The sequence below is a fragment of the Dyella sp. genome, assembly GCF_035277725.1.
Taxonomy (GTDB): Bacteria; Pseudomonadota; Gammaproteobacteria; order Xanthomonadales; family Rhodanobacteraceae; genus Dyella_B.
Genome location: NZ_DATEJY010000198.1, coordinates 14,337 through 36,253 on the forward strand (window position 1 = coordinate 14,337; position 21,917 = coordinate 36,253).

At 61.1% G+C, this 21,917-nt stretch carries 16 protein-coding genes; 9 read left to right on the forward strand and 7 right to left on the reverse strand.

The window, feature by feature from the left end; genetic code table 11:
- Nucleotides 1-107 precede the first annotated feature (107 nt).
- Nucleotides 108-653: a type 1 glutamine amidotransferase domain-containing protein gene (locus tag VJR68_RS17060; protein WP_324149723.1), complete on the reverse strand. Its 546-nt coding sequence runs from the start codon at nucleotides 651-653 to the stop codon at nucleotides 108-110.
- An 80-nt stretch (nucleotides 654-733) separates the two neighbouring features.
- Complete coding sequence (locus VJR68_RS17065; protein WP_324149724.1) at nucleotides 734-1,213, reverse strand: SET domain-containing protein; 480 nt, start codon at nucleotides 1,211-1,213, stop codon at nucleotides 734-736.
- A gap of 169 nt (nucleotides 1,214-1,382) precedes the next feature.
- Here VJR68_RS17065 and VJR68_RS17070 point away from each other — a divergent pair, with 169 nt between their 5' ends.
- The 6 genes from VJR68_RS17070 to VJR68_RS17095 all read left to right on the forward strand — a co-directional run bounded on the left by VJR68_RS17070 (nucleotide 1,383) and on the right by VJR68_RS17095 (nucleotide 8,709).
- Nucleotides 1,383-1,880, forward strand: coding sequence for a hypothetical protein (locus tag VJR68_RS17070; RefSeq protein WP_324149725.1), 498 nt, complete (start codon nucleotides 1,383-1,385; stop codon nucleotides 1,878-1,880).
- A 21-nt stretch (nucleotides 1,881-1,901) separates the two neighbouring features.
- Nucleotides 1,902-3,677: an acyl-CoA dehydrogenase C-terminal domain-containing protein gene (locus tag VJR68_RS17075; RefSeq protein WP_324149726.1), complete on the forward strand. Its 1,776-nt coding sequence runs from the start codon at nucleotides 1,902-1,904 to the stop codon at nucleotides 3,675-3,677.
- Nucleotides 3,678-3,806: 129 nt separating this feature from the next.
- Nucleotides 3,807-5,768, forward strand: coding sequence for a CocE/NonD family hydrolase (locus VJR68_RS17080; RefSeq protein WP_324149727.1), 1,962 nt, complete (start codon nucleotides 3,807-3,809; stop codon nucleotides 5,766-5,768).
- A 183-nt stretch (nucleotides 5,769-5,951) separates the two neighbouring features.
- On the forward strand, nucleotides 5,952-6,425 hold the full coding sequence (locus VJR68_RS17085; protein ID WP_324149728.1) for a GNAT family N-acetyltransferase: 474 nt from the start codon (nucleotides 5,952-5,954) through the stop codon (nucleotides 6,423-6,425).
- Between the two features lie 230 nt (nucleotides 6,426-6,655).
- Complete coding sequence (locus VJR68_RS17090; RefSeq protein ID WP_324149729.1) at nucleotides 6,656-8,263, forward strand: flavin monoamine oxidase family protein; 1,608 nt, start codon at nucleotides 6,656-6,658, stop codon at nucleotides 8,261-8,263.
- Nucleotides 8,260-8,709, forward strand: a complete 450-nt coding sequence (locus VJR68_RS17095) for a cytochrome c (RefSeq protein WP_324149730.1) — start codon at nucleotides 8,260-8,262, stop codon at nucleotides 8,707-8,709. Before VJR68_RS17090 ends, VJR68_RS17095 begins: the two co-directional genes overlap by 4 nt.
- Nucleotides 8,710-8,847: 138 nt before the next feature.
- On the opposite strand, the gene VJR68_RS17100 is transcribed toward VJR68_RS17095, so the two are convergent.
- Entirely contained in the window at nucleotides 8,848-9,609 is a 762-nt protein-coding gene (locus VJR68_RS17100; RefSeq protein WP_324149731.1) for a SapC family protein, read from the reverse strand.
- Nucleotides 9,610-9,866: 257 nt separating this feature from the next.
- Between VJR68_RS17100 and VJR68_RS17105 the strand changes: the two genes are divergently transcribed.
- The 3 genes from VJR68_RS17105 to VJR68_RS17115 all read left to right on the forward strand — a co-directional run bounded on the left by VJR68_RS17105 (nucleotide 9,867) and on the right by VJR68_RS17115 (nucleotide 15,234).
- The gene (locus VJR68_RS17105) at nucleotides 9,867-10,466 is read left to right on the forward strand and encodes an HNH endonuclease (RefSeq protein WP_324149732.1); all 600 of its coding nucleotides are present in this window, start codon (nucleotides 9,867-9,869) and stop codon (nucleotides 10,464-10,466) included.
- Nucleotides 10,467-10,556: 90 nt separating this feature from the next.
- Nucleotides 10,557-12,347 (forward strand): 1-deoxy-D-xylulose-5-phosphate synthase, encoded by a 1,791-nt coding sequence (gene dxs / locus VJR68_RS17110; protein WP_324149733.1) that lies wholly within the window; start codon nucleotides 10,557-10,559, stop codon nucleotides 12,345-12,347.
- A 286-nt stretch (nucleotides 12,348-12,633) separates the two neighbouring features.
- Complete coding sequence (locus VJR68_RS17115) at nucleotides 12,634-15,234, forward strand: MMPL family transporter (RefSeq protein WP_324149734.1); 2,601 nt, start codon at nucleotides 12,634-12,636, stop codon at nucleotides 15,232-15,234.
- A 193-nt stretch (nucleotides 15,235-15,427) separates the two neighbouring features.
- Here VJR68_RS17115 and VJR68_RS17120 read toward each other — a convergent pair whose 3' ends face one another.
- From VJR68_RS17120 to VJR68_RS17135, 4 genes are all read right to left on the reverse strand, one after another.
- Nucleotides 15,428-17,737: a TonB-dependent receptor gene (locus VJR68_RS17120; protein WP_324149735.1), complete on the reverse strand. Its 2,310-nt coding sequence runs from the start codon at nucleotides 17,735-17,737 to the stop codon at nucleotides 15,428-15,430.
- Between the two features lie 91 nt (nucleotides 17,738-17,828).
- Nucleotides 17,829-18,698 carry a peptide chain release factor N(5)-glutamine methyltransferase gene (gene prmC / locus VJR68_RS17125; protein ID WP_324149736.1) on the reverse strand — a complete coding sequence of 290 codons (870 nt, stop codon included), beginning with the start codon at nucleotides 18,696-18,698 and terminating at the stop codon, nucleotides 17,829-17,831.
- Between the two features lie 164 nt (nucleotides 18,699-18,862).
- Nucleotides 18,863-19,807 (reverse strand): DNA-binding transcriptional regulator OxyR, encoded by a 945-nt coding sequence (oxyR, locus tag VJR68_RS17130; protein ID WP_324149737.1) that lies wholly within the window; start codon nucleotides 19,805-19,807, stop codon nucleotides 18,863-18,865.
- A 140-nt stretch (nucleotides 19,808-19,947) separates the two neighbouring features.
- On the reverse strand, nucleotides 19,948-21,906 hold the full coding sequence (locus tag VJR68_RS17135) for a S8 family serine peptidase (RefSeq protein WP_324149738.1): 1,959 nt from the start codon (nucleotides 21,904-21,906) through the stop codon (nucleotides 19,948-19,950).
- Nucleotides 21,907-21,917 lie beyond the last annotated feature (11 nt).

The following is a 21,917-nucleotide window of genomic DNA, read 5'->3' on the forward strand; positions in this document are numbered from 1 at the left end:
TATGACAGGCGCGCAAGTAGCGCGCCCGCGTAGGCTGGGATGCAATCCCAGCATCGCCACGCCAATGAAAGCTGGGATGCCATCCCAGCCTACGATGCTCAAATCAATTACGCCGCCAGCAATTCAATAAACGCCTTGCCAAACGCCGGAATATCATCCGGCTTGCGACTGGTCACCAAATTACCGTCGCGAATCACTTCGCGGTCTTCCCAGCGGGCACCGGCGTTTTCCAGATCTTTCTGCAGGCTGGGCCAGGAGGTCATGGTGTGGCCTTTGACGCAACCGGCGTTGATCAGCGTCCACGGACCATGACAGATCGCCGCGATCGGCTTGTTGGCATCGCCAAAAGCACGCACGAAGGAAACCGCTTCTTCCTTGAGGCGCAGCTTGTCGGGATTCATTACACCGCCCGGCAGCAGCAAGGCCTCGTAATCATCGGGCTTGGCCTGGCTGAGCGAGCGATCCACTTTCACTGCATCGCCCCAGTCGCTGATGTTCCAGCTTTTGATTTCCTTCGCATCGCCGGGCGCGATCACGTCGACCTTGGCGCCGGCTTCTTCGAGCATCCGCTTGGGCTCGGTCAGCTCGGCGTATTCGAAACCTTCTGTGGCGAGCACGGCAATCTTCTTGCCGGACAAGGATTTGCTGTTCATGGGCAGACTCCGGGTGAGAGACCCAGAGTCTGCAAACGGCCCGATCCAGGCCGCGTATGCCGGCAGTGAGCGCGGCGTGATCAGGGCTTGGGCTGGCGCTTGGGCTTGAGCAGTGTGCCGGTGCACTTGGGCGAGCCGCACAGGCAGGCCCATTTTTTCTTGAGGCGCGCGGTGTGCGGCACTTCCAGCACGATGCCGTAGTCGTAGGTGAGTTCTTCGCCAGCCTTGATGTTGCGCTTGGCTTCGATCACCACCTTGTCCTTGCGCAGGTCACCGCTTTCGCTTTCGATCACAAACGCCACGCAGTTCGGCGCGCAGCTGTGGTTGATCCAGCGCGCCACGTTGCCCTTGCGGTTGGCGTCGAGGATGTATTCCTCGTTGAGCGTGAACAGAAAGGTATGCCCTGTTTCGCCACCGTCGCCGTACATCTCGTCGGCTTCGTCATGGGTCATCAGCGTGCCCTTGTATTCGATGATTTCTTCACCCTTCTTGAAGGGGGCGGTGGCAAAGACGCCATTGCCATGGATGGGTGAGCGGCGAGCAACGATGCGACGGGACATGGATGACCGTAGTTGGATTGAAAGTGAGAGCAGCCAGTAATGATGCCTGCTCTGTGTGACCTTGGGAACCGCATGCGACCATTTCGTTTCAAACGTTTTGCGTGCTGCACGCCCCCATTCCACCCATCCCATTCCCTGTTATATTCAAACAATCGTTTGAGGTGCCTCCATGAAACGACTGCTCCACGGATTGGCCTTGTTGCTGTTGGCAATCGTGCTGACCGCCTGCGGACCGCAACGGCAAAGCGTGTTCCCGCCCACCATCACCATCCAGCAAATGCGCGTGCAGCCGGACGGCGCCTGGCAACTCACCCTGCGCTTCCAGAACAACAGCTACACCGGCATGGAATACCAGTCGATCGAAGGCAGCTTGCAGGTGGCGCAAGGCATCCCGGTCCGGGTGCATGCCACGTTCAACCTGGACGTGCCCTCTTTCGCCGGCGACGTGGTGCAAGCGGAAGTGCTGCCGACGCCAGCCATGACGCAGGCCCTGCAGGCCGTGGCCAGCAAGGGCAGTTCCGGCTCCCTGCCCTACGTGCTCAACGGCATCGTGCATTGCGTGCCGAATCTGGAAGACCACCCGGACAACAAGAATCCGCGTGATTTCCCGGTCAGCAGCAACTCATTCCTCTCGCCGGTTCCCGGTGTCCCCAACACGTACCGCTAACGCTCTACGAAGGATTCAGCCATGACGCTCTACAAGGCCCCGCTCGATGATCAGCGCTTTGCACTTTTCGACGTACTCGGCGCCGAAGCCGTACTGACCAAGCTGCAAGGGGGCGACGGCCACACGCGCGACCTGCTCGATGCGGTGCTGGAAGAGGCCGGCCGCTTGAGCGAACAGGTGCTGGCGCCGACCAACGCACCGGGCGACGAAGAAGGCTGCCACTTCGACAAGGCCAGCCGTACCGTCACCACGCCGAAAGGCTTCAAGGAAGCGTTCAAGCAATTCGCCGAAGGCGGCTGGGCCGGCCTCACCATGGCGGAAGAATTTGGGGGCCAGGCACTCCCATCGGTACTGGGCGTTGCCACCACCGAGCTGTTCCAGTCCGGCAATCTGTCGTGGAGCCTGTATCCGCTGCTCTCCGAAGGTGCCTGCCATGCGCTGGAACTGCACGGCACGGAAGACCAGAAGCACACCTATCTCAAGCCCATCGTGTCCGGTCAATGGACCGGCACCATGTGCTTGACCGAGCCGCAGGCCGGTTCCGATCTGGGCCTATTGAAAACGCGCGCGGAACCGGGCGCGAATGGCAGCTACAAGATCACCGGCACCAAGATCTTCATCAGCGCCGGTGATCACGATCTGGCCGAAAACATCATTCACCTGGTGCTCGCGCGCCTGCCCGACGCGCCGGCTGGCAGCCGCGGCATCTCCATGTTCATCGTGCCGAAATTCAAAGTGAGCGGCGATGGTGCCGTGGGCGAGCGCAACAACGTGTACGCAGGCGCCATCGAGCACAAGATGGGTATACGCGGTTCGGCCACCTGCGTGATGAACTTCGATGAGGCGGAAGGCTTCCTGATCGGCCAGCCGCACAAGGGATTGGCCGCGATGTTCACCATGATGAATGCCGCGCGCCTGTCGGTGGGCGTGCAGGGTTTGGCGTTATCCGAACGCGCACTGCAGAACAGCCTCAACTACGCGCGCGAACGCCTGCAGTCGCGCTCGCTTTCCGGTGCGAAATTCCCAGACAAGCCCGCTGATAACCTGCTGGTGCAACCGGACGTGCGCCGCATGCTGTTGACCCAGCGCGCGTTCGTGGAAGGTTCGCGCATGCTGCTGCTGTATGCCGCGCTGCAAACCGATATCGAAGCACGCGGTGCCGATGAAGCGCAGCGGCAGAAGGCAAGCGAACTGCTCGCCTTCCTGATTCCGATCGCCAAAGGCCTGGTCACCGAGCTGGCGCAGGAATGCACCAAGGAAGCGCTGCAGGTGTACGGTGGCCACGGCTTTATCGTGGAGAACGGCGTGGAGCAGTTCGTGCGCGATGCACGCATCATCACGCTGTACGAAGGCACCACCGGCATCCAGGCTGCGGATCTGCTGGGCCGCAAGATCCTGCAGTTGAAGGGCATCGGCTTGCAGCATTTCCTCGGCGAAGTCGGCGCGTTCTGCAAGCAGCATGCAAACGATGAAGCCTTGAAGCCGTTCATTGGCCCGCTAAGCACGCTTGGAAAGGAATGGGGCGAGCTGACGATGAAGCTGGCGCAACGCATCCAGTCCAATCCGGAAGAACTGGGCGCGGCCGCCACCGATTATCTCTATTACAGCGGCTACATCACGCTTGCCTATTTCTGGGCACGCGCGGTGGCGGCGCTGGCGCAGAGTACGCAGCAGCCGGCGTTCAAGCAGGCGAAGCGGGATGCGGCAGCGTTCTATTTCGCACGTCTGCTGCCGCGTACGCAGATGCACAAGGCGGCGATCGAGGCGGGGATCGATACGCTTCCAGCCATTGCATGATGCAATGCCTGCGTAGGTTGGGGTGCGAACCCCAACATGGCCACCACCAAGATGGCGATGTTGGGGTTCGCACCCCAACCTACGAAAGTTCCCGGTAGTCTAGGGAGGCTTATCCAAAGGGGAGTCACCATGAAGATCGCTGTACGCGGTATCAAACCCGCCCTGCTCGCTCTGCTGCTCAGCCTGAGTGGCGCCGCCATGGCCATGGACGACACGCCGAAGCCGCAATACCCCAACTATCCCAGCGAAACACCGGCGCAATTCAAGCCCGCCACCGAAAGCTTCGACTACGTCGAGCGCGACGTAAAAATCCCGATGCGCGATGGCGTCAAGCTCAACACGGTCATCCTTGTTCCGCGGAACGCGCATCACGCCGGCATCGTGATGACACGCACGCCGTACGATGCCAAGGAACTCACCCATCATTTGATGAGCGGCCACCTCGGCCCGATGCTGCAAGGCTACGACAACGCCACCGACGTGATCGTGGAAGACGGCTATATCCGCGTGATCCAGGACATCCGCGGCAAATACGGCTCCGAAGGCGACTACGTGATGAACCGGCCGGTGCACGGCCCGCTCAATCCCACGCCGGTCGACGATGCCACCGATACCTACGACACCATCGACTGGCTGGTCAAAAACATTCCCGAATCGAACGGCAAGGTCGGCACCATCGGCATTTCCTACGACGGCTTCGAGCCGCTGATGTCGCTGGTGAATCCGCATCCCGCGCTGAAAGTCGCCGTGCCGATGAACCCGATGGTAGACGGCTGGATGGGTGACGACTGGTTCCATCATGGCGCCTTCCGCCAGCAGAACATGTCTTACATCTACGAGCAGTCCGCCAGCCGCGACAACAGCTACAAGTGGTGGACCAACTATCACGACGAATACGACTTGTTCATGCACTACGTCTCCGCCGGCAACATGGGCAAGCAATACGGCATGGAACAGTTGGGCTTCTGGAACAAGGTCACCGCGCATCCAGCCTATGATTCGTTCTGGAGCGAACAGGCGGTCGACAAGGTACTCGGCGCACAACCACTGAAAGTGCCGACCATGCTGGTGCATAGCCTGTGGGATCAGGAAGACATCTACGGCGCGCTCGCCGTGTATCGCGCCATCAAGCCGAAGGACAAGAACGGCGACATGGTGAAGCTGGTGATGGGTCCCTGGCATCACGGCCAGGAGATCGACGAAGCCAGCTCGCTTGGCGCGATCCGCTTCGGCAGCGACACTGCCAAATATTTCCGCGAGCACATCCTGCGTCCGTATCTGGCGCAGTACCTGAAAGATGGTGCGCCCAAGGCGGACATCGCGCCGGTCACCGCCTATCAAACCGGCAGCAACCAATGGCAGCGCCTCAACCATTGGCCGCTGGCATGCGAAGAAGGCTGCAGCACCAAGAGCCGCCCGCTGTACCTGGAACCGGATAACAAGCTTGGCTTCACCGCACCGGGCAGCGGCAGCGCCTACGACGAATACATTTCCGACCCGGCCCATCCCGTGCCGTTCCGCGCCCGACCGATCCAGCCGATCGGCTATGACAACGGCCTCACCTGGTCGCAGTGGCTGGTGGACGACCAGCGCGAAGCCTCCGGCCGCACCGACGTGCTCACCTACGTCTCCGACGTGCTCATCCAGCCGCTGACCATCGCCGGTGCGCCGATGGTGCATCTGGTGGCCTCTACCAGCGGTACGGACAGCGACTGGGTGGTGAAGCTGATCGACGTATACCCCGATCAGGTATCCGAGCAGCCGGAAATGGGTGGTTATCAGCTGGCGGTGTCGATGGACATCTTCCGCGGCCGTTATCGTGAAGGCTACGACAACCCCAAGCCGCTTGCCGCCAACCAGCCATTGGCCTACCGCTTCGACCTGCCGGCCGCGAACCACGTGTTTCTGCCGGGCCATCGCGTGATGGTGCAAGTGCAATCGAGCTGGTTCCCGCTGTACGACCGCAATCCGCAGACCTTCGTGCCGAACATCTTTTTCGCCCAGCCGGCGGATTATCAGAAGGCGACACAGCGGGTTTATCACTCGGGCGAACAGGCGAGTTACATCGCGCTGCCGGTGATTGGCCAGTAGCCCGGCGGCCGTCACGTAGACTGGGATGAAATCGTAGGCTGGGGTGCGAACCCCAGCATCGCCATGCCCATGCTGGGATTTCATCCTGCGATCCCACCGGCCACGGATGCGCCGCAGGGTCTTCCACCCACAACCCCGTTGGGTGTAGAACCGACCTACCCGTTCTTATCGACCGGCCGACGCATGAGCGACAGCACTTTTCTTATCCGTCTGGCCGAGGATGACGACGACTTCATCCTCGGCCTGGTTCCACGCTTCGTGGATTTCCACCTGCCTGCCTGGCGCAAGCGGCACGAATGCATCGAAGGCATTCGCAAGGACCTCAGCCGCCACCTGGATGACCAGCCTTCCAACAGCTACGTGTTCGTCGCCGAAAACGACGATGGCGACCGCGTGGGCTTCATCCACCTGCAGAAAACCCAGGACTATTTCACCGGCCGCTACAACTGCCACATCTCCGACCTTGCCGTTGCACCGCGCCACGAAGGCCAGGGCGTAGGCAAGGCCTTGATCGAGCATGCGGAGGAATGGGCGCGCGAGCATCAATGCCAGTTGATCACGCTGGCGGTGTTTCCGGGCAATGAGCGGGCGCGGGCGCTGTATGAGGCGGCGGGGTACAACCTGGATTTGTTGCGGATGGCCAAGCCGGTGCATTGATGCGCAGCGGTGCTCGCTTACGCCACGCCGCAAAAAAAAGCCTCAGATTTCGTCGCCTCGGCGAAAACCGGGGCCCAGCGGCTTTGTCGCCATCAAGACGCTAGGCCCCGGCTTTCGCCGGGCGACGGAGCCAAGGTCAGCGCGTCCATAATGAGACGACCGTGTCTTATGTCACTGTCCCTATCACCCCGTATGCGCTGTGCTGAGAACTCGATGACAAGGGGCAAGCGATGCACGGGGACGACTCCCAGCTTTCGGTAACGCGGCGCGACCTGCTGCGCCTGATCGGGCTCAGCGCGGGCGGCGCGGCGATGTATGCGGTGATGAACCGCCTCGGCCTGGCCGCCGAATCACCGTACAAGGGCACACCCGTGCTGCAAGGTGCGCCGCGCGGTACGTCAGTGCTGATTCTCGGCGCGGGACTGGCCGGCATGGTGGCGGCGTATGAGTTGCGCCAGGCCGGCTACAAGGTGCAGGTGCTGGAATACAACGCACGCCCCGGCGGTCGGAACTGGACGCTGCGCGGCGGCGATACGTACACCGAACTGGGCGGCTTCACCCAGCATTGCCAGTTCGAGCGTGGCCTCTACATCAACCCGGGCCCATGGCGCATTCCGTATCACCATCGCGGCCTGCTCGATTACTGCAAGAAACTCAACATCCCGCTCCAGCCGTTCGTGCAGGTCAACTACAACGCCTATCTGCACAGTGCCAAAGCATTCGATGGCAAACCGCAACGCTACCGCGCGATCAACGCGGACTACCGCGGACATATCGCAGAACTGCTGGCCAAGGTCACGCAGCAAGGCAAGCTCGATGCGCACGTCACCAAGGACGAACAGGGGTTGCTGCTCGATTCGCTGCGCCAATGGGGCGCACTGAATGAAAACTACGCCTACGCCGCTGGCCCGCACGTCAGCAATCGCCGCGGCTACGACAGAGAACCAGGCGGCGGCCTGTCCGCAAAACCGCTGGATTCGCAGCCGCTGCAGTTGCATGACGTACTCAGTTCACGCCTGTGGTCGGGCCTTACCGATGGCGAAAACTACGAATTCCAGGACACGCTGTTCCAACCGGTCGGCGGCATGGGCCGCATCGGCGAAGCGTTCGGCAAGCAATTGGATGGCGCGATTCGCTACAACGCCAAGGTCACCGCCATTCACCAGGACGAGCATGGCGTCACCGTGAGCTACGACGACGCGCGTCGCGCCGGCCACACGCAAACCGCGCGCGCAGACTGGTGCATCTGCACCATCCCGCTCTCCATCCTCAGCCAGCTTCCCATGAACGTAAGCGCGCCAATGGCGGCGGCGATCGGCGCGGTGCCCTATGCCGCTTCCGTGAAAGTCGGCCTCCAATTCAAGCGCCGCTTCTGGGAGGAAGATGAGCACATCTACGGCGGCATCACCTTGACCGATCTGCCGATCAACACCATCAGCTACCCGAGCAGCGACTTCAATCGCACAGGCAAAGGGGTGTTGTTGGGCGCCTATCTCTACGGCCTCGACGCGTATCAGTTCACCGCCATGCCACCTGACGAGCGTGTGCGCAGAGCCGTGGAATACGGCAGCCAGATCCATCCGCAATACAGGCAGGAATTCGAAAACGGTGTTGCCGTGGCGTGGCATCGCGCACCCTTCACGCTGGGCTGCTTCGCGACATGGACCGATGAACTGCGTGCGAAGCATTACGACAATCTGTGCCAGATCGACGGACGCATTGCATTGGCCGGCGAACATGCTTCCTATCTGCCGGCGTGGCAGGAAGGTGCGGTGACGTCTGCGTTGGACGTGATCAGCCGCCTTCATCAGCGTGTGGTAGCGGGAGGTGCCGCATGAAGCGATCGCTCTTAGCCATCATGCTTCTGCTTGCCAGCAGCAGCTTTGCCTTGGCGCAGACTTCCGGCCACACGTTCTACACCAACGACACGCTCACGAGTGCAAACGGCGAAGCGGTCTTCCAAGCCATCTGCCAAGGCTGCCATATGCCGGATGCCAAAGGCGCGATAGGTGCCGGCACATATCCCGCGCTGGCGAACAATCCGAAACTGGCATCGCCGCAATACATGGCCGCCGTGATCCTGTTTGGCCGGCACGATATGCCTTCCTTCGTCGAGCGGCCAGCGGCGCACGGAAATTTCTTCAAGGACACCATGCTCACCGATGCGCAGATCGCCGAGGTGATCAACTACGTGCGCACGCATTTCGGCAATCACTACACCAACAGCATCACGGCAGCCGACGTGGCGGCGATGCATCCGCAAACCGCGGCGAAGCAACCGTAGGCTGGGATGACAATTCCAGCTTTCCAATAAGTTGCTGATGCCGGGATTGCATACCAGCCTACGCGATACCGAATGACCCCCGGCACAAAAAAGCCACCCGAGCGGGTGGCTTTTTCATGACGGCTACAAAACAGCCGATCAGTTCTTGGTGGCGTTGGCCGCTTCAGCTTCTTCGAGCACCGCCAGACGCTGACCCACGCGATCGATGTTCATCAGCGACAGCAAGTGAGCGTAGATCCAGCCCAGCGTGCCATCGGTGAGGAAGCGGTGCGTGGTTTCGGCGTCGAGCTTGCGCAGCTTCTCTTCGCTGACCACGTACAGACCGTTGAGGTTGATCACGTTACCGTTGCGTTCCAGGCGGATGTTGCGCGGCTCGAGCAGGTCGTGCTTGCGCAGGTCTTCCATCAGCTGCTTGGTGCGTGCGACGTGCTGCTGGAATTCGCCGAGGAAGGTCACGGCGTTCTTCAGCATGTCGCTCTCGCTGCCGTCTTCCTTGAACAGGCGCTCGCCTTCGGCGCTGTTGAAGCCTTCATAGGCTTCGTCGAGGAACACGGTGAAGTCGTCGCCTTCGGCGCCCGGCGGCTTTTCGGCCAGCACGAACGGATAGCGACGCACGAAAGCCGGGATGTACACGTTCGGTGCCCACTGGCCGTCGGCATCCAGGAACAGATTCTCGTTCTGGCGCAGGCCCAGCAATGCCATCGGACCCGCATTGCCCTCATCGGGACCGGCGAACAGGATCGGAATATCGCGGGCAGTGATCGGAAATTCCGTACAGGTCAGGGGCACGGAGTGCACGTTGTGCGCGAACTTGAGGTTTTGCAGCCCCTTGATGCGCAAATCCTTGTGTGCGGTACGGTTGAGCGGAACCGGACGCTCGTAGAAAAGTACTTCAGCCACGTTACTAACCTCTGCCCCGCCGTGCCGGGGTCGCCACCCACGGCTCCCCCTCCCAAGCCCGGCGTCGGGACTACAGATGAACAGCCACTATATCAGCGCCGGATTTCCGGGGCGAGTTGGCACTTTGCCCCAGCTTTCCGTCGGCGGCCCTCTATGGATTGCATGTGTTTTGCAATCAACTTGGTCTATGCTCCGGAAAAACCGAGCGCCATTGCATAGAAAGACGCTCTTTCGCTTATACGTGAAGGACGAAACGCATGCTTATGGAAGTGCCACGTAGGGCCGATCTCAACTCGACCCGGGTGCTGTCACTGGATGCCGCGGGCCGGATTCTGGACTGGATCAGCTGGCAGGACGCGGTATGCCTTTATGTCCGGGACGCCGTCGCCTGGACCTTGGGCGACCCCTGCCTCACGGTGCATGGCGGCCACAACCGGCACCTGGGCGCGCAAAGCCGCATCGAACTGCACCCGATTGTCGCCAGCCGCGGCCATTGCCACGATCACGCCATCGACCCCGCACCCGCCCTCACCAACGTCGCCCTGTTCAGCCGCGACCGCTACCTGTGCATGTATTGCGGCGTTCGCTTCAGTCGTGGCGAGCTGACCCGCGACCATGTGCTGCCGATTTCCAAGCGCGGCCGCGACGAATGGGAAAACGTAGTCAGTGCCTGCCTGGCCTGCAATTTGAAGAAAGGCAACCGCACGCCGCAGGAAGCCAACATGCCGCTGCTGGCCGTACCGTACCGGCCGAGCTGGGTGGAGCATCTGATCCTCTCCAACCGCAACATCCTGGCGGACCAGATGGAGTTTCTGGTGAGCCATCTGCCGCGGCATCGGCGCGAAGCCTTGGCGTAGGCTGGGGTGCGAACCCCAACATGGATGTCCCCGAGAGGCATGATGTTGGGGTTCGCACCCCAACCTACCGGCTCAGCGCACAATATGCGCATGATCGATCTCTCCCGCTTTCCCCACCTCGCGTCCATCCAGTCCCCCGCCGACCTGCGCCGCTTCCCCAATGAGCAACTCCCCGCCATCGCCGACGAACTGCGCGATTACCTGATTGAAGCAGTCGCCAGCTCCGGCGGCCATTTCGGCGCCGGCCTGGGCGTGGTGGAGCTGACGGTGGCGCTGCACTACGTGTTCGACACACCGCATGACCGCTTGATCTGGGACGTCGGCCATCAGTGCTATCCGCACAAGATCCTTACCGGCCGGCGCGATCGCATCACCACCATCAAGAAGAAAGGCGGCCTGGCGCCGTTTCCACGCCGCGAGGAAAGCGAGTACGACGCCTTTGGCGTGGGCCATTCCTCCACCTCGATCTCTGCGGCGCTCGGCATGGCCATCGCCGCGCAGCACAAAGGTGAAACACGCAAATTTGTCGCGGTGATCGGTGATGGCGCGATGACCGCCGGCATGGCGTTCGAAGCACTCGACCATGCCGGCGACCTCAGTGCGAATCTGCTGGTGGTGCTCAACGACAACGGCATGTCGATCAGCGAAAACGTCGGCGGCCTTGCCAAGCGCCTGGAAAAACGCGACGACAGCGTGGCCGTGCCCAGCACCATGTTCGAGGAACTGGGCTTTCATTACACCGGCCCGATCGACGGCCACGATGTGCCGAAGCTGCTGGAAGTACTGCAGACGCTGAAAGATGCGAAGGGTCCGCAACTGCTGCACGTGATCACCACCAAAGGCAAAGGCTACGCGCCCGCGGAACAGGCGCAGATCGAATATCACGCGGTAAGCCCGTTCGATCCGCAAGCCGGCGTAGTGAAGAAAACCGGCCCTGGCAAGCTCACTTACAGCGACGTGTTCGGCGACTGGCTATGCGATATGGCCGCCGTGGATACGCGCCTGTTCGGCATTACCCCTGCGATGCGCGAAGGCTCGGGCTTGGTGCGTTTTTCCCGGGCCTATCCCGACCGTTACCTCGACGTGGCGATCGCCGAGCCGCATGCGGTGACACTCGCCGCCGGCATGGCGTGTGAAGGCGCCAAGCCGGTGGTGGCGATCTACTCCACGTTTTTGCAGCGCGCCTACGACCAGGCCATTCATGACGTCGCGCTGCAGAACCTGGATGTCACCTTCGCCATCGATCGCGCTGGCGTGGTCGGGCCGGATGGCGCCACGCATGCTGGCAGTTTCGATCTGAGCTTTCTGCGTTGTTTGCCGAACATGCTGATCATGGCGCCGGCCGACGAGGACGAGTGCCGACGCATGTTGAGCACCGGCTTTTACCATCCTGGTCCCGCAGCGATCCGCTACCCACGCGGCAACGGCCCCGGCGTTGCCGTGCGCAACACGCTGGACACGCTGCCGATCGGCAAGGCTGAGGTGCGCCGTCGCGGTCGCCGGCTGGCGTTGCTGGCGTTCGGCGCCATGCTTGCCCCCGCCGCCGAGATCGCCATCGAAATCGATGCCACCCTGGTCAACATGCGCTTCGTGAAGCCGCTGGACGAAACGCTGCTGCTGGAACTGGCGAATGGCCACGACGCCTTCGTGACCATCGAAGACAACGCGATCGCCGGCGGCGCGGGCTCGGCCGTGGCCGAATGCCTGGCGGCGCATGGCGTGAGCGTGCCGATCCTGCATCTGGGCCTGCCCGATGCCTATCTGGAACATGGCAGCCGCGAGGAAGTGCTGAGTGAGGCAGGGCTGGACCTGGCGGGCATTCGCAAGGCCATCAAGGAGCGCTTTCCCCAAGCCATCGCCCTGAATCTGGCCAACGCGTAGGTTGGGGTGCGAACCCCAACATGGTGATCGTGGCCGGCATGGCGATGCTGGGGTTCGCACCCCAGCCTACAGCCGCATCATGTAGGTTGGTGCGAACCCCAACATGGTGATCATGGCCGGGCATGGCGATGTTGGGGTTCGCACCCCAACCTACCGGCTTGCGCGGCCCATCCACGCCATCTTCACCTGCGAGCCGTTTGTGTAGTTATCCCTCTCTAAGGGAAACCTTGGCGTATATGCACTATCCTTAACGTTTTTCATACACGGCTTGAGGAGCCCCAGGCTCGTGACTGAGTTCATCGTCCGCCTCGTCCAATTCTGCCGGCGCTACGCCATTGCCGTGGTGTTGGTTTCCTTCGCGCTGGCCGGCGTCAGCATCTGGGTCGCCGCCGGGCGTTTGGGCGTGGATACCAACACCGACAACCTTTTTGCCGAGACGCTGCCGTGGCGTCAGCACGCCATGGCGTTCGACAAGGAGTTTCCGCAGTTCAACAACGTGCTGGCGGTGGTGGTGCGGGGCGATACGCCGGAGGAATCCGACGAAACCGCCGCCGCCCTGGCCAAGGCGCTGAGCGCGGACAAGAAACACTTCATCGACGTGAGCCGACCGGATGCCGATCCCTTCTTCCGCCAGGAAGGCCTGCTGCTGCTCGGCCCGGATGAGTTGAGCAAGATGCTCGGTTCGCTGATGAATGCGCAGCCGCTGCTGGGTCCGCTGGCCGCCGATCCGTCGGCACGCGGCTTGTTGAACGGCGTGTCGCTGATGGCCGCGGGCGTGCGCATCCAGCATGCCGATCTTTCCCCATACAAACCCGCACTCGATCAGCTGACCAAGGTCCTCAACAACGCCGCGGATGGCCATCCCACGCCGCTGTCGTGGCAAGGCCTGCTCGGTTCCGACGTAACGCAGCAGCCGCAGAACGCGACGTTCGTGCTGACTCATCCGGTGCTGGAAGATGGCTCGCTGCAGCCGGGCCTGGCTGCAACGCAGGCACTGGAAAACATCGCCAAAGACTTGCCGGATGTGAAAGCCGGCCGCGTGCGCGTCGACTACACCGGTTCGGTCGCGCTGGCCGACGTGCAGTTCGGCGCGCTGACCAAGGGCATTGTCGCCAGCACCGTGATCAGCCTGCTGCTGCTTGCGCTGTGGCTGTATCTGGCCATGCATTCGTTCCGCCGCATCGTGCCGATCCTGATCACGCTGCTGGTGGGCTTTGCGCTCACCACCGGCTTTGCCGCCATTGCAGTGGGCACGTTGAACGTGATCTCGGTGGCGTTCGCGGTGTTGTTCGTCGGCCTGGCGGTGGACTTCGGCATCCAGTTCGCGGTGCGCTTGCGCGAACAACGCATGTTGCTCGATGACATCGACAAGGCACTGGCCGAAGGCGCGCGCGTATCCGGCAATCAGATCGCCGTCGCTGCCGCCGCTACCGCGTGTGGATTCCTCGCGTTCTCACCCACCAGCTTCGTCGGCGTGGCGGAACTGGGCACTATCGCAGGCGTGGGCATGGGCATCGCGCTGGTATGCACGCTCACGCTGCTGCCGGCCTTGCTGAGCCTGGCCAAGCCGGCGCGCCAGAACAAGGAACTGTCGCTGCCGTTCGGACCGAAGCTCGACTCGTTCCTGCACTGCTACTACAAACCGGTGCTGCTCGTGTTCGCGGCACTCGGCATCGCCGGCTTGATCGCCGGCATACGCATGCCGTTCGACGCCAATCCGCTCAACACGCAGGATCCCCATTCCGAGCCGATGCGCACGCTGCGCAGCCTGGCCGATAACCCGGTCACCAACCCGTTCAACATCAACATCATGGTGCCCAACCTGGACACCGCGCGCACGTTGACGGACAAGCTCTCGAAGCTGCCGGAAGTGTCGCAGGTGATTTCGGGAGCGACCTTCGTACCCGCCGAGCAGGAAGCCTCGCTGGCGCAGCTCAACCAGGCGCAGGTGTTGATGCTGCCGTCGCTGGATGTCGATCCATCCGCCCCGCCGGTGACGCCGCAGGCGTTGCGCTCGGCGATCAGCGACACGCTGGACGCCATCAACGATGCCAAGCCGGAAATGACGGTGGATTCGCCGCTGCACAGCATCGAGGCAGCCTTGCAGAAGCTGAGCAAGGCACCTGATGACCGACTGATGATGATGAACGAAGCGATCAGCCGCTTCCTGCCCAAGCAATTGAACAGCTTGCGCGATGCGCTGAATGCGCAGGGCGTGACGCTGCAAACACTGCCCGAATCGATCAAGCGCGATTGGTTCAGCCCGAATGGCCAGGTGCGCATCCAGGTATCGCCGACCGTCAACGAAGAAGATACGGACGGCCTGCGCAAATTCGTGGAAGCCGTGCAACGCGTTGCACCCGAGGCTGGCGGCCCCGCCGTCACCACCATCGCTTCGGCCGACACCATCATGCAGGCGTTCAAGCAAGCGGCAACGCTGGCGATTATCGCGATCGCCATCGTGCTGATGCTGGTGATCCGCCGCCTCAAGGACGCCGGCATCGTGCTGCTGACGCTGGGCATGTCCGCGCTGATTACCGCCTTGCTTGCGGGCGCATTGGGCATGGCGGTGAATTACGCCAACATCATTGCGTTGCCGTTGCTGTTGGGCGTGGGCGTGTCGTTCAACGTGTACTTCGTGATGAACTGGCGCGCGGGTATGCGGCGATTCGTGAGTTCGGCGTCGGCGCGTGCGGTGTTGTTCTCGGCGCTGACGACTGGCACCGCGTTCGGTTCGCTGGCGTTGTCGCATGACTTGGGCATGGCCAGCATGGGCCGCATGCTGCTGGTGAGCCTGGTAGCGGTCTTGCTGGCAACGTTTATTTTTCTGCCGGCGTTGCTGTATGCGATCAAGCCGCCGAAGGAAATCAGCGGCACAGGGCATTGACGTAGGTTGGGGTGCGAACCCCAACACCACGCGATAACAGGCATGGCCATGTTGGGGTTTGCACCCCAACCTACGCCTTGGCGAGCCGCCCAAGCAGATCAGCGACACGCGCGTCGATGTAGGTTGGGGTGCGAACCCCAACATGGCGCGATGACACGCATGGCCATGTTGGGGTTTGCACCTCAACCTGCGGCTAAAACGGCACGTTGAACGCCATGCCTACCGTGCGCGGCGTCGACATCTGCACCAGCATCGGGCCGCCGACTGAGGCGAGGAAATTCACTGCTTCATCGTTCAACGTACCGATCGGCACCTGCCGGTTCGCGATATTGCGCACATAGAAATCCACGTTCGCGCCGCCGTGCAATGTCACCCCGACATTGAGATCCACGAACATGAAGCCCGGCAGCTTGAAATTCGGATCGCTCAGATCGCCGTCGAAACCGGCATTGCGGTGGCTGGAACCGCGCACCACGGCGCCCATGTACGCATGCATGCCGGCCAGCACGAATTTGTATTTACCGCTTACCGTACCCGCCCAGCGCGCCGAATAAGGCAGCCTGGCATGAGGCTGGATGCCGAGTTGAGGCGCGCCGTTGTTGGTGAACGCATCCGTGTAGGCACCGGATACGCCCAGCTCCCACGGCCCGTCGGCATAGCTGCCTTGCAGTTCGATGCCTTTGATGCGCGCATCGCCGGCATTCTGGATGATCGTGTTTCCGAGGGTGTAGGTGTAAAGCTGCATGTGATGCCACTCGATGTCGTAGCCATCGAGGCCCACGTTCAAGTGATGATCGAGATAGCTGCCCTTGTAGCCGAGTTCGTAGCTTTCCAGGTTGTCGGAACCAAACGTGCTGGTGGCATTGGGGTTGGGCACCAGCAGGGTGCTTTGCAGCGGCGCCTGCAAACCACCAGGGCGATAACCGGTGGAAGCGCGCAGGTAATACGTGCCGGTATCGGTGGACCGCCAGCTCAACGTGACCATCTTGGTGACGTCCTGGTCTTTCACGTGTTCGCGAAAACCACCCGGGCTGCCGGCGAACGGCCCATCCTCGGCGTTGGAAAGCCTCTGCGTATTGCCGCTGGCCCGCGCGCCGATCGTGAGATCCAGCGTGGGACGGATATGCCATGTGACATCACCGTAGCCGGCGTATTCCTCGAAGCGGGAATTGACGGCTTGCGCAATCAACGGCGTGGTACCGGGCGGCGGCACGTTGTCGCCTTGCAGCACGTATTGCTCCCACACGTCCTCCCGATTCAGCCAAACGCCGAGCAGCCAATCGAACGTCTGGTTCTTTTTGGACGTAAAACGAATCTCCTGCGATGACTTGTGCACGGTGTATTGCGAATCGACATACAGCGAGCTGAGCGGCTGATCCACGCCAAACAACGGACCTATTTCGTTCAACAAACCCAGGAACGAATCCGGATAATCCTGCACGCTGTGATTGACGAAATTCTGATAAGCGCTGATCCAGTCCACCGTCCCCCAATCGAAATCGTAGCCGGCGTGAAAGGAGTAAAGCTGCAGCGTTTGCGTGAATGGCTCGCGATGATTGAGTGCTCGGTTGTAAGGACCACCGGAAATCGGCTGCCCCTGCAAATTGAAATCGCCCATCGACAGACCATCGGCCATGATCTTCTGCGCCATGGCAGTGACGTTCAAACTGAGCTTGCCGGTAGGATCGACTTCCAGTTGCACGCGTGCGCCTTTGGTATGCGTGCGATCGGCACCACCGGCCGGCGTTTCACCCACCGCGCGATACACGCCGGTGGCGTGCTGATCCACCACGGAAACGCGCACTGCCGCTTTATCTTTGATAAGCGGAAGATTGATGGACGCATGTTCGGAATAACTGGTGCCGCCGCGATTCGTATTGGAAACATCCGCACCGACATTGCCGCTGAAACCACCAAGATCTGGCTTCACCGTCACGTATTTCACCAACCCGCCCATTGAGCCCGCGCCATACAAGGTACCCTGCGGTCCATACAGAAATTCGATGTGATCCAGATCGAGCAACGCAGGATCGAACAAAAACGTCGCCGCAGCCGCATACACAGTGCTGCCGCCCATGGGCACATCGTCGATATAAAGCGACACGGTGGGGCTGGTCTGATTGCCCGTCGACACACCGCGCATCACCAGTTCGCCCTGCCCCGTACCACCGGCGCTCGCAAAAAACACGCCCGGCTGATACGACACGTAGTCGTTGAGATTCTTCGCGCCGAGTTGCTGCAACGTGGCAGCCTGCACCGTGTCGACGTGCATCGGTACATCCCGTTCTGGTTCACGGCGCCGATTGGCTGTCACCATCACTTCATTCAAGGTCACATGTTGACTGTCGCCTACTGACAGTGGCGAGGCCGTAGTGCTTGACGATGCGGGTGACGTGTTGGTCTGCGCCATCGCCGCCGGTGCTATCAAGGCGATGACCATCAAGCGGATGACGCGCGACAAATAGCGCGGCACAAGCAAGGAAGCGGCGATACGATCATTCATGGCAGCACATCCGGGGTAAACGTGGTGTGTTTACGCCCGAACGCACTGATGGAATCCGGGCCCCTTCAGTCGCCGCAGTCTACGCCCAATGTCATGGCGAATCGCAAGTGCCCGCGATTGGCCAACGCCCCATGCTCACGCGATCGCGTTGTTCAAGATCATGCGCTGTTGAAAGCTCCACGAAATCTGCGTCACGCAGCAACGCGCGCACCGCGTCGCCTTGCTGCCAACCATGCTCGAACAAAAGCCAACCACCTCGCACAAGGTGAAGACCGGCATCACGCACGATGCGGCGAATGTCATCAAGCCCATCACGGCCCGACACGAGCGCGCTGATCGGCTCGAAACGCAAATCGCCCTGCTGCAAATGTGGATCGTCCAACTCGATATACGGTGGATTGGACACGATGACGTCGAAGCGGTAGTCATCCAATGGCGCAAACCAATCGCCGTGGACGAAGTGCACGTTGCCGAGATGATGACGCCGTGCATTGTGGCGCGCCACGTCGAGCGCTTCGCTGCTCGCATCGACGGCAACCATCTCCGCCATCGGCCGTTCACGCGCGATCGCCAAGGCGATGGCGCCGGAACCTGTACCCAGATCCAGCACGCGGCATGCTTTGTCGACGGGCACCCGTTCCAACGCCAGCTCGACCAGCAGCTCGGTTTCCGGACGGGGAATCAGCGTCGCGGGCGTGACTTCCAGATCGAGCGACCAGAAGCCGCGCCGGCCCGTGATATAGGCGATGGGCTCGCCTGCTTCACGCTGTTCGATCAATAGCGCATACGCCGCGGCGTGATCTGGCGAAAGCACATCATCGGCGTGTGCGATCAACCAGCTGCGTGGTTTGCTCAAGGCATAGCCGAGCAGCACTTCGGCGTCGATACGGTCGCCGAGGCGTTGGGTGGCATCGCTCAGTGCTTGGCGTACGCTGGTGGTATGCGAAGGGTCGCGCAGCATCAATACCTACTCATCATCAAGATCGTCATGCTTCAGGACGTCGTTCCGGCGAAAGCCGGAATGACGAATCGCCCTGAAACACATCGACGCGAACATCAAGTACAGCGCGTTGAGTCGCACGCAATGAACATGAAAAAAAGCTACAAGGACTCATCGACGACGGGTCAAACCACCCGCCGCCTTTTTGCCGAAGCCGTCGCCGCCGTATGCGGATCAAGCAAATCATGCGGCAGATGCTTGAATACTTCCGCCAGTTGCTTAAGAAAACCACCCATCGCCGAACTCTTGCGCCACACCATCGCAATGCGCCGGCTCGGCGGATGGCCACTGAATTCCACCAACTGCAAATTCGGCGCCGGCGCTACCGGTGGCTTCACCGCCAGCGTCGGCAACAGGGTAATACCTACGTTGGCCGCGACCATCTGGCGCAAAGTTTCCAAACTCGTCGCGCGAAAACCGCTCTTCTCGCCCGCGCCAGCCATATGGCAAACCTCCAGCGCCTGGTCGCGCAGACAGTGGCCATCTTCCAGCAGCAACAGGCTTTGATCCGACAGATCGTTAAGCTTCAACGACGGACGCTTGGCCAGCGGATGCGACTGCGGCACCGCCAGCAGGAAGGGCTCTTCGAACAACATTTCGGCGTGCAAGTTGTCATCGTGAATCGGCAACGCAAGCACGCCGGCATCGAGCTTTCCTTCGCGTAGACGATGCAGCACGACTTCAGTTTTCTCCTCAACCAATAACAATTCCAGCCGCGGAAAACGCTCACGCACCACGGGGATCACATGCGGCAGCAGATAAGGGCCAAGCGTGGGGAAGATGCCGAGGCGCACCGTGCCCGATTCGGGATCAACCGTGCGCCGCGCAATGCTCTTGATCTGCTCGATTTCGTTCAACACCTCACGCGCGCGATTGGCAATATCGCGGCCCACTTCGGTGAGCAGCACCTTGCGCGGGGTACGCTCCACCAATGCCACACCCAGTTCGTCTTCCAGCTTCTTGATCTGAGTGGAAAGCGTGGGTTGGCTGACGAAACAGGCTTCCGCCGCACGGCCAAAATGGCGGTGTTCGGCGAGGGAGACGAGGTAGTGGAGGTCGCGTAGGTTCATAAGCCAACTAATAGATAATATCTATGGATTTCCATCATAGAGATAAGTTTCGGCAATGCAACCCTTTCCTCTTCAAATCAGCTTTTGCGCATGAAAAAGCCCCGGCATAGCGCCGGGGCTTTTGAGGTCAGACCGGACTGTTACGGCTTGTAGTCACCCAGCACGGAGATATTGTTGAAGCCGCTGCCCTGCTGCGGAGCCACGCGCAAGTAGTACGTAGCCGCCTGCGGAGCTTGAATGACCACCGCTTGGCTGGTGCCTGGTTTTGCAGAGCGGGAGTCAGCATTGCTGCCATCCACTGCCGGTACGGCGCCAGCCTTCACGTACAGCGCCACATCACCGGCGCCACCGAGGGTGCGCAGGTTCAAAGTGGTGGCGCCTGCTGGCACCCAGATCGCATACAGGATGCTGCCGCCAGTAGAACTCTGACCGGACAGCAGGACGCCCTTGGTCAACGTCTTGGCGATCGTACCGCCATCGCCGGGGTTGCCGCCGTTGTCTTCGCCATTCACCGCCACGTTGACGGCGGCATAGGCATCGAGAATGCCTGCACCGATCTTTTGGTCCTCCGCCACCGGGAACGGACGTGCGGACTTCTCCAAGGTGTCGTGGATCTGCGCAGGAGTAAGGTCAGGCAGGCCCGCGGTCTTTACCGCACCCACCATCATCGCCACCGCAGCCGTGACATGCGGCGCTGCCTGGGAGGTACCCGCCATGCCTGCGTACGCTTGGACTGGATCGGCAGGATAGATGGGGTCTTCCGTACCCAAATTGATGGCCGCCCACACGAAACCTTCAGGGTTGGCTTGCTGGCCGGAGGACACATCGTTTTGGTAGACACCGCCGCCTGGTGCCGAGATCGTGACGCCGCTGCCGTAGTTGGAATAAAACGCGCGCTTGCCGGTGATGCCATTGGATGCTACCGCAATGACGCCAGGACAACTGGCAGGGGTATCGTTGGATACGTCCTGATTATCATTGCCCGCTGCCACCACTACGGTAACGCCGCGACTAATAGCGTTTTGGATAGCCTGGTATTCCGGCGTGGCAGGTGTACACGGTGCGGCTCCACCCAGACTCAAGTTGATGACTTTTACCGGATGCGTATTGTCCGGCACGCCGTCCACGTGACCACCTGAGGCCCATTCAATCGCTTCGGAAATATCGCTTTCATAACCGCCGCAATGACCCAGCACGCGTACTGGCAACACTTTGGCGTTGTAAGCGACACCGGCCATGCCTACACCATTGTTAGTCACTTCACCAATCACACCCGCCACGTTGGTGCCGTGCCAACTGCTGCCTTGGACCGGGTCGTTCCTGGAACACAGCCCCTTCCCCGGCATCGTCCAATCGCCTAGATCCCAGCCACCCGGTGCATAACCGTTATCAGGACGGCCAGATACCGCCGAATCAGAAATAAAGTCATAGCCGGCATCGCCCAGCGACGTATCTAGATCTGGGTGTTCCGTGATGCCGGTGTCGATGACAGCCACGGTCACATCCGAGCCATCGGCGATATTCCATGCCTGGTCGACGTTCGCGCCACCGGTAGGATTCGAGAAATGCCATTGGTACCTTGTGTAGTCCGGATCGTTCGGTGCGAACGGATCACCAGAGGTCTTGTCGGTAGGTTTCGCGATGTCGGAGGCAGCCTTGATATCTCGCACCGCGCGCATGACGTGGTCGGGCTGGACGTGTACCACGGCCGGATCGGAAGCGAGCTGCGTCATAAGGGTGTTGGCTTCGCTTTGATTCAACTTGCGCGACGTACGCACAACATCGGAACCTGTCGCAAGCTTGCGCTGATAGAACGCAGACACGCCCGGCGTCGAAGTCCCGTTGGATGAGATCGTGGCCTTGTTCAAGCCGGTACGACCGAGCGCAGCGTTCACGCCCTGCAAAGCAGCAGTGCTACTGCTTCGCTCGGCGGAGCCGTTCTTGTAGGTGACGATGAAGCGATCATATGTTTCGCTTGCTTGATTGACACCTATAACTTTGGCTGGCAGAGACGTGGTCTGCGCGGCATGGACCGCCGGAATAGCCAGCACCAGAGCTGCCGCAAGCGCGCCAATGCGCAGAGGCTGAAATGACTTCATGCATGTTTCCT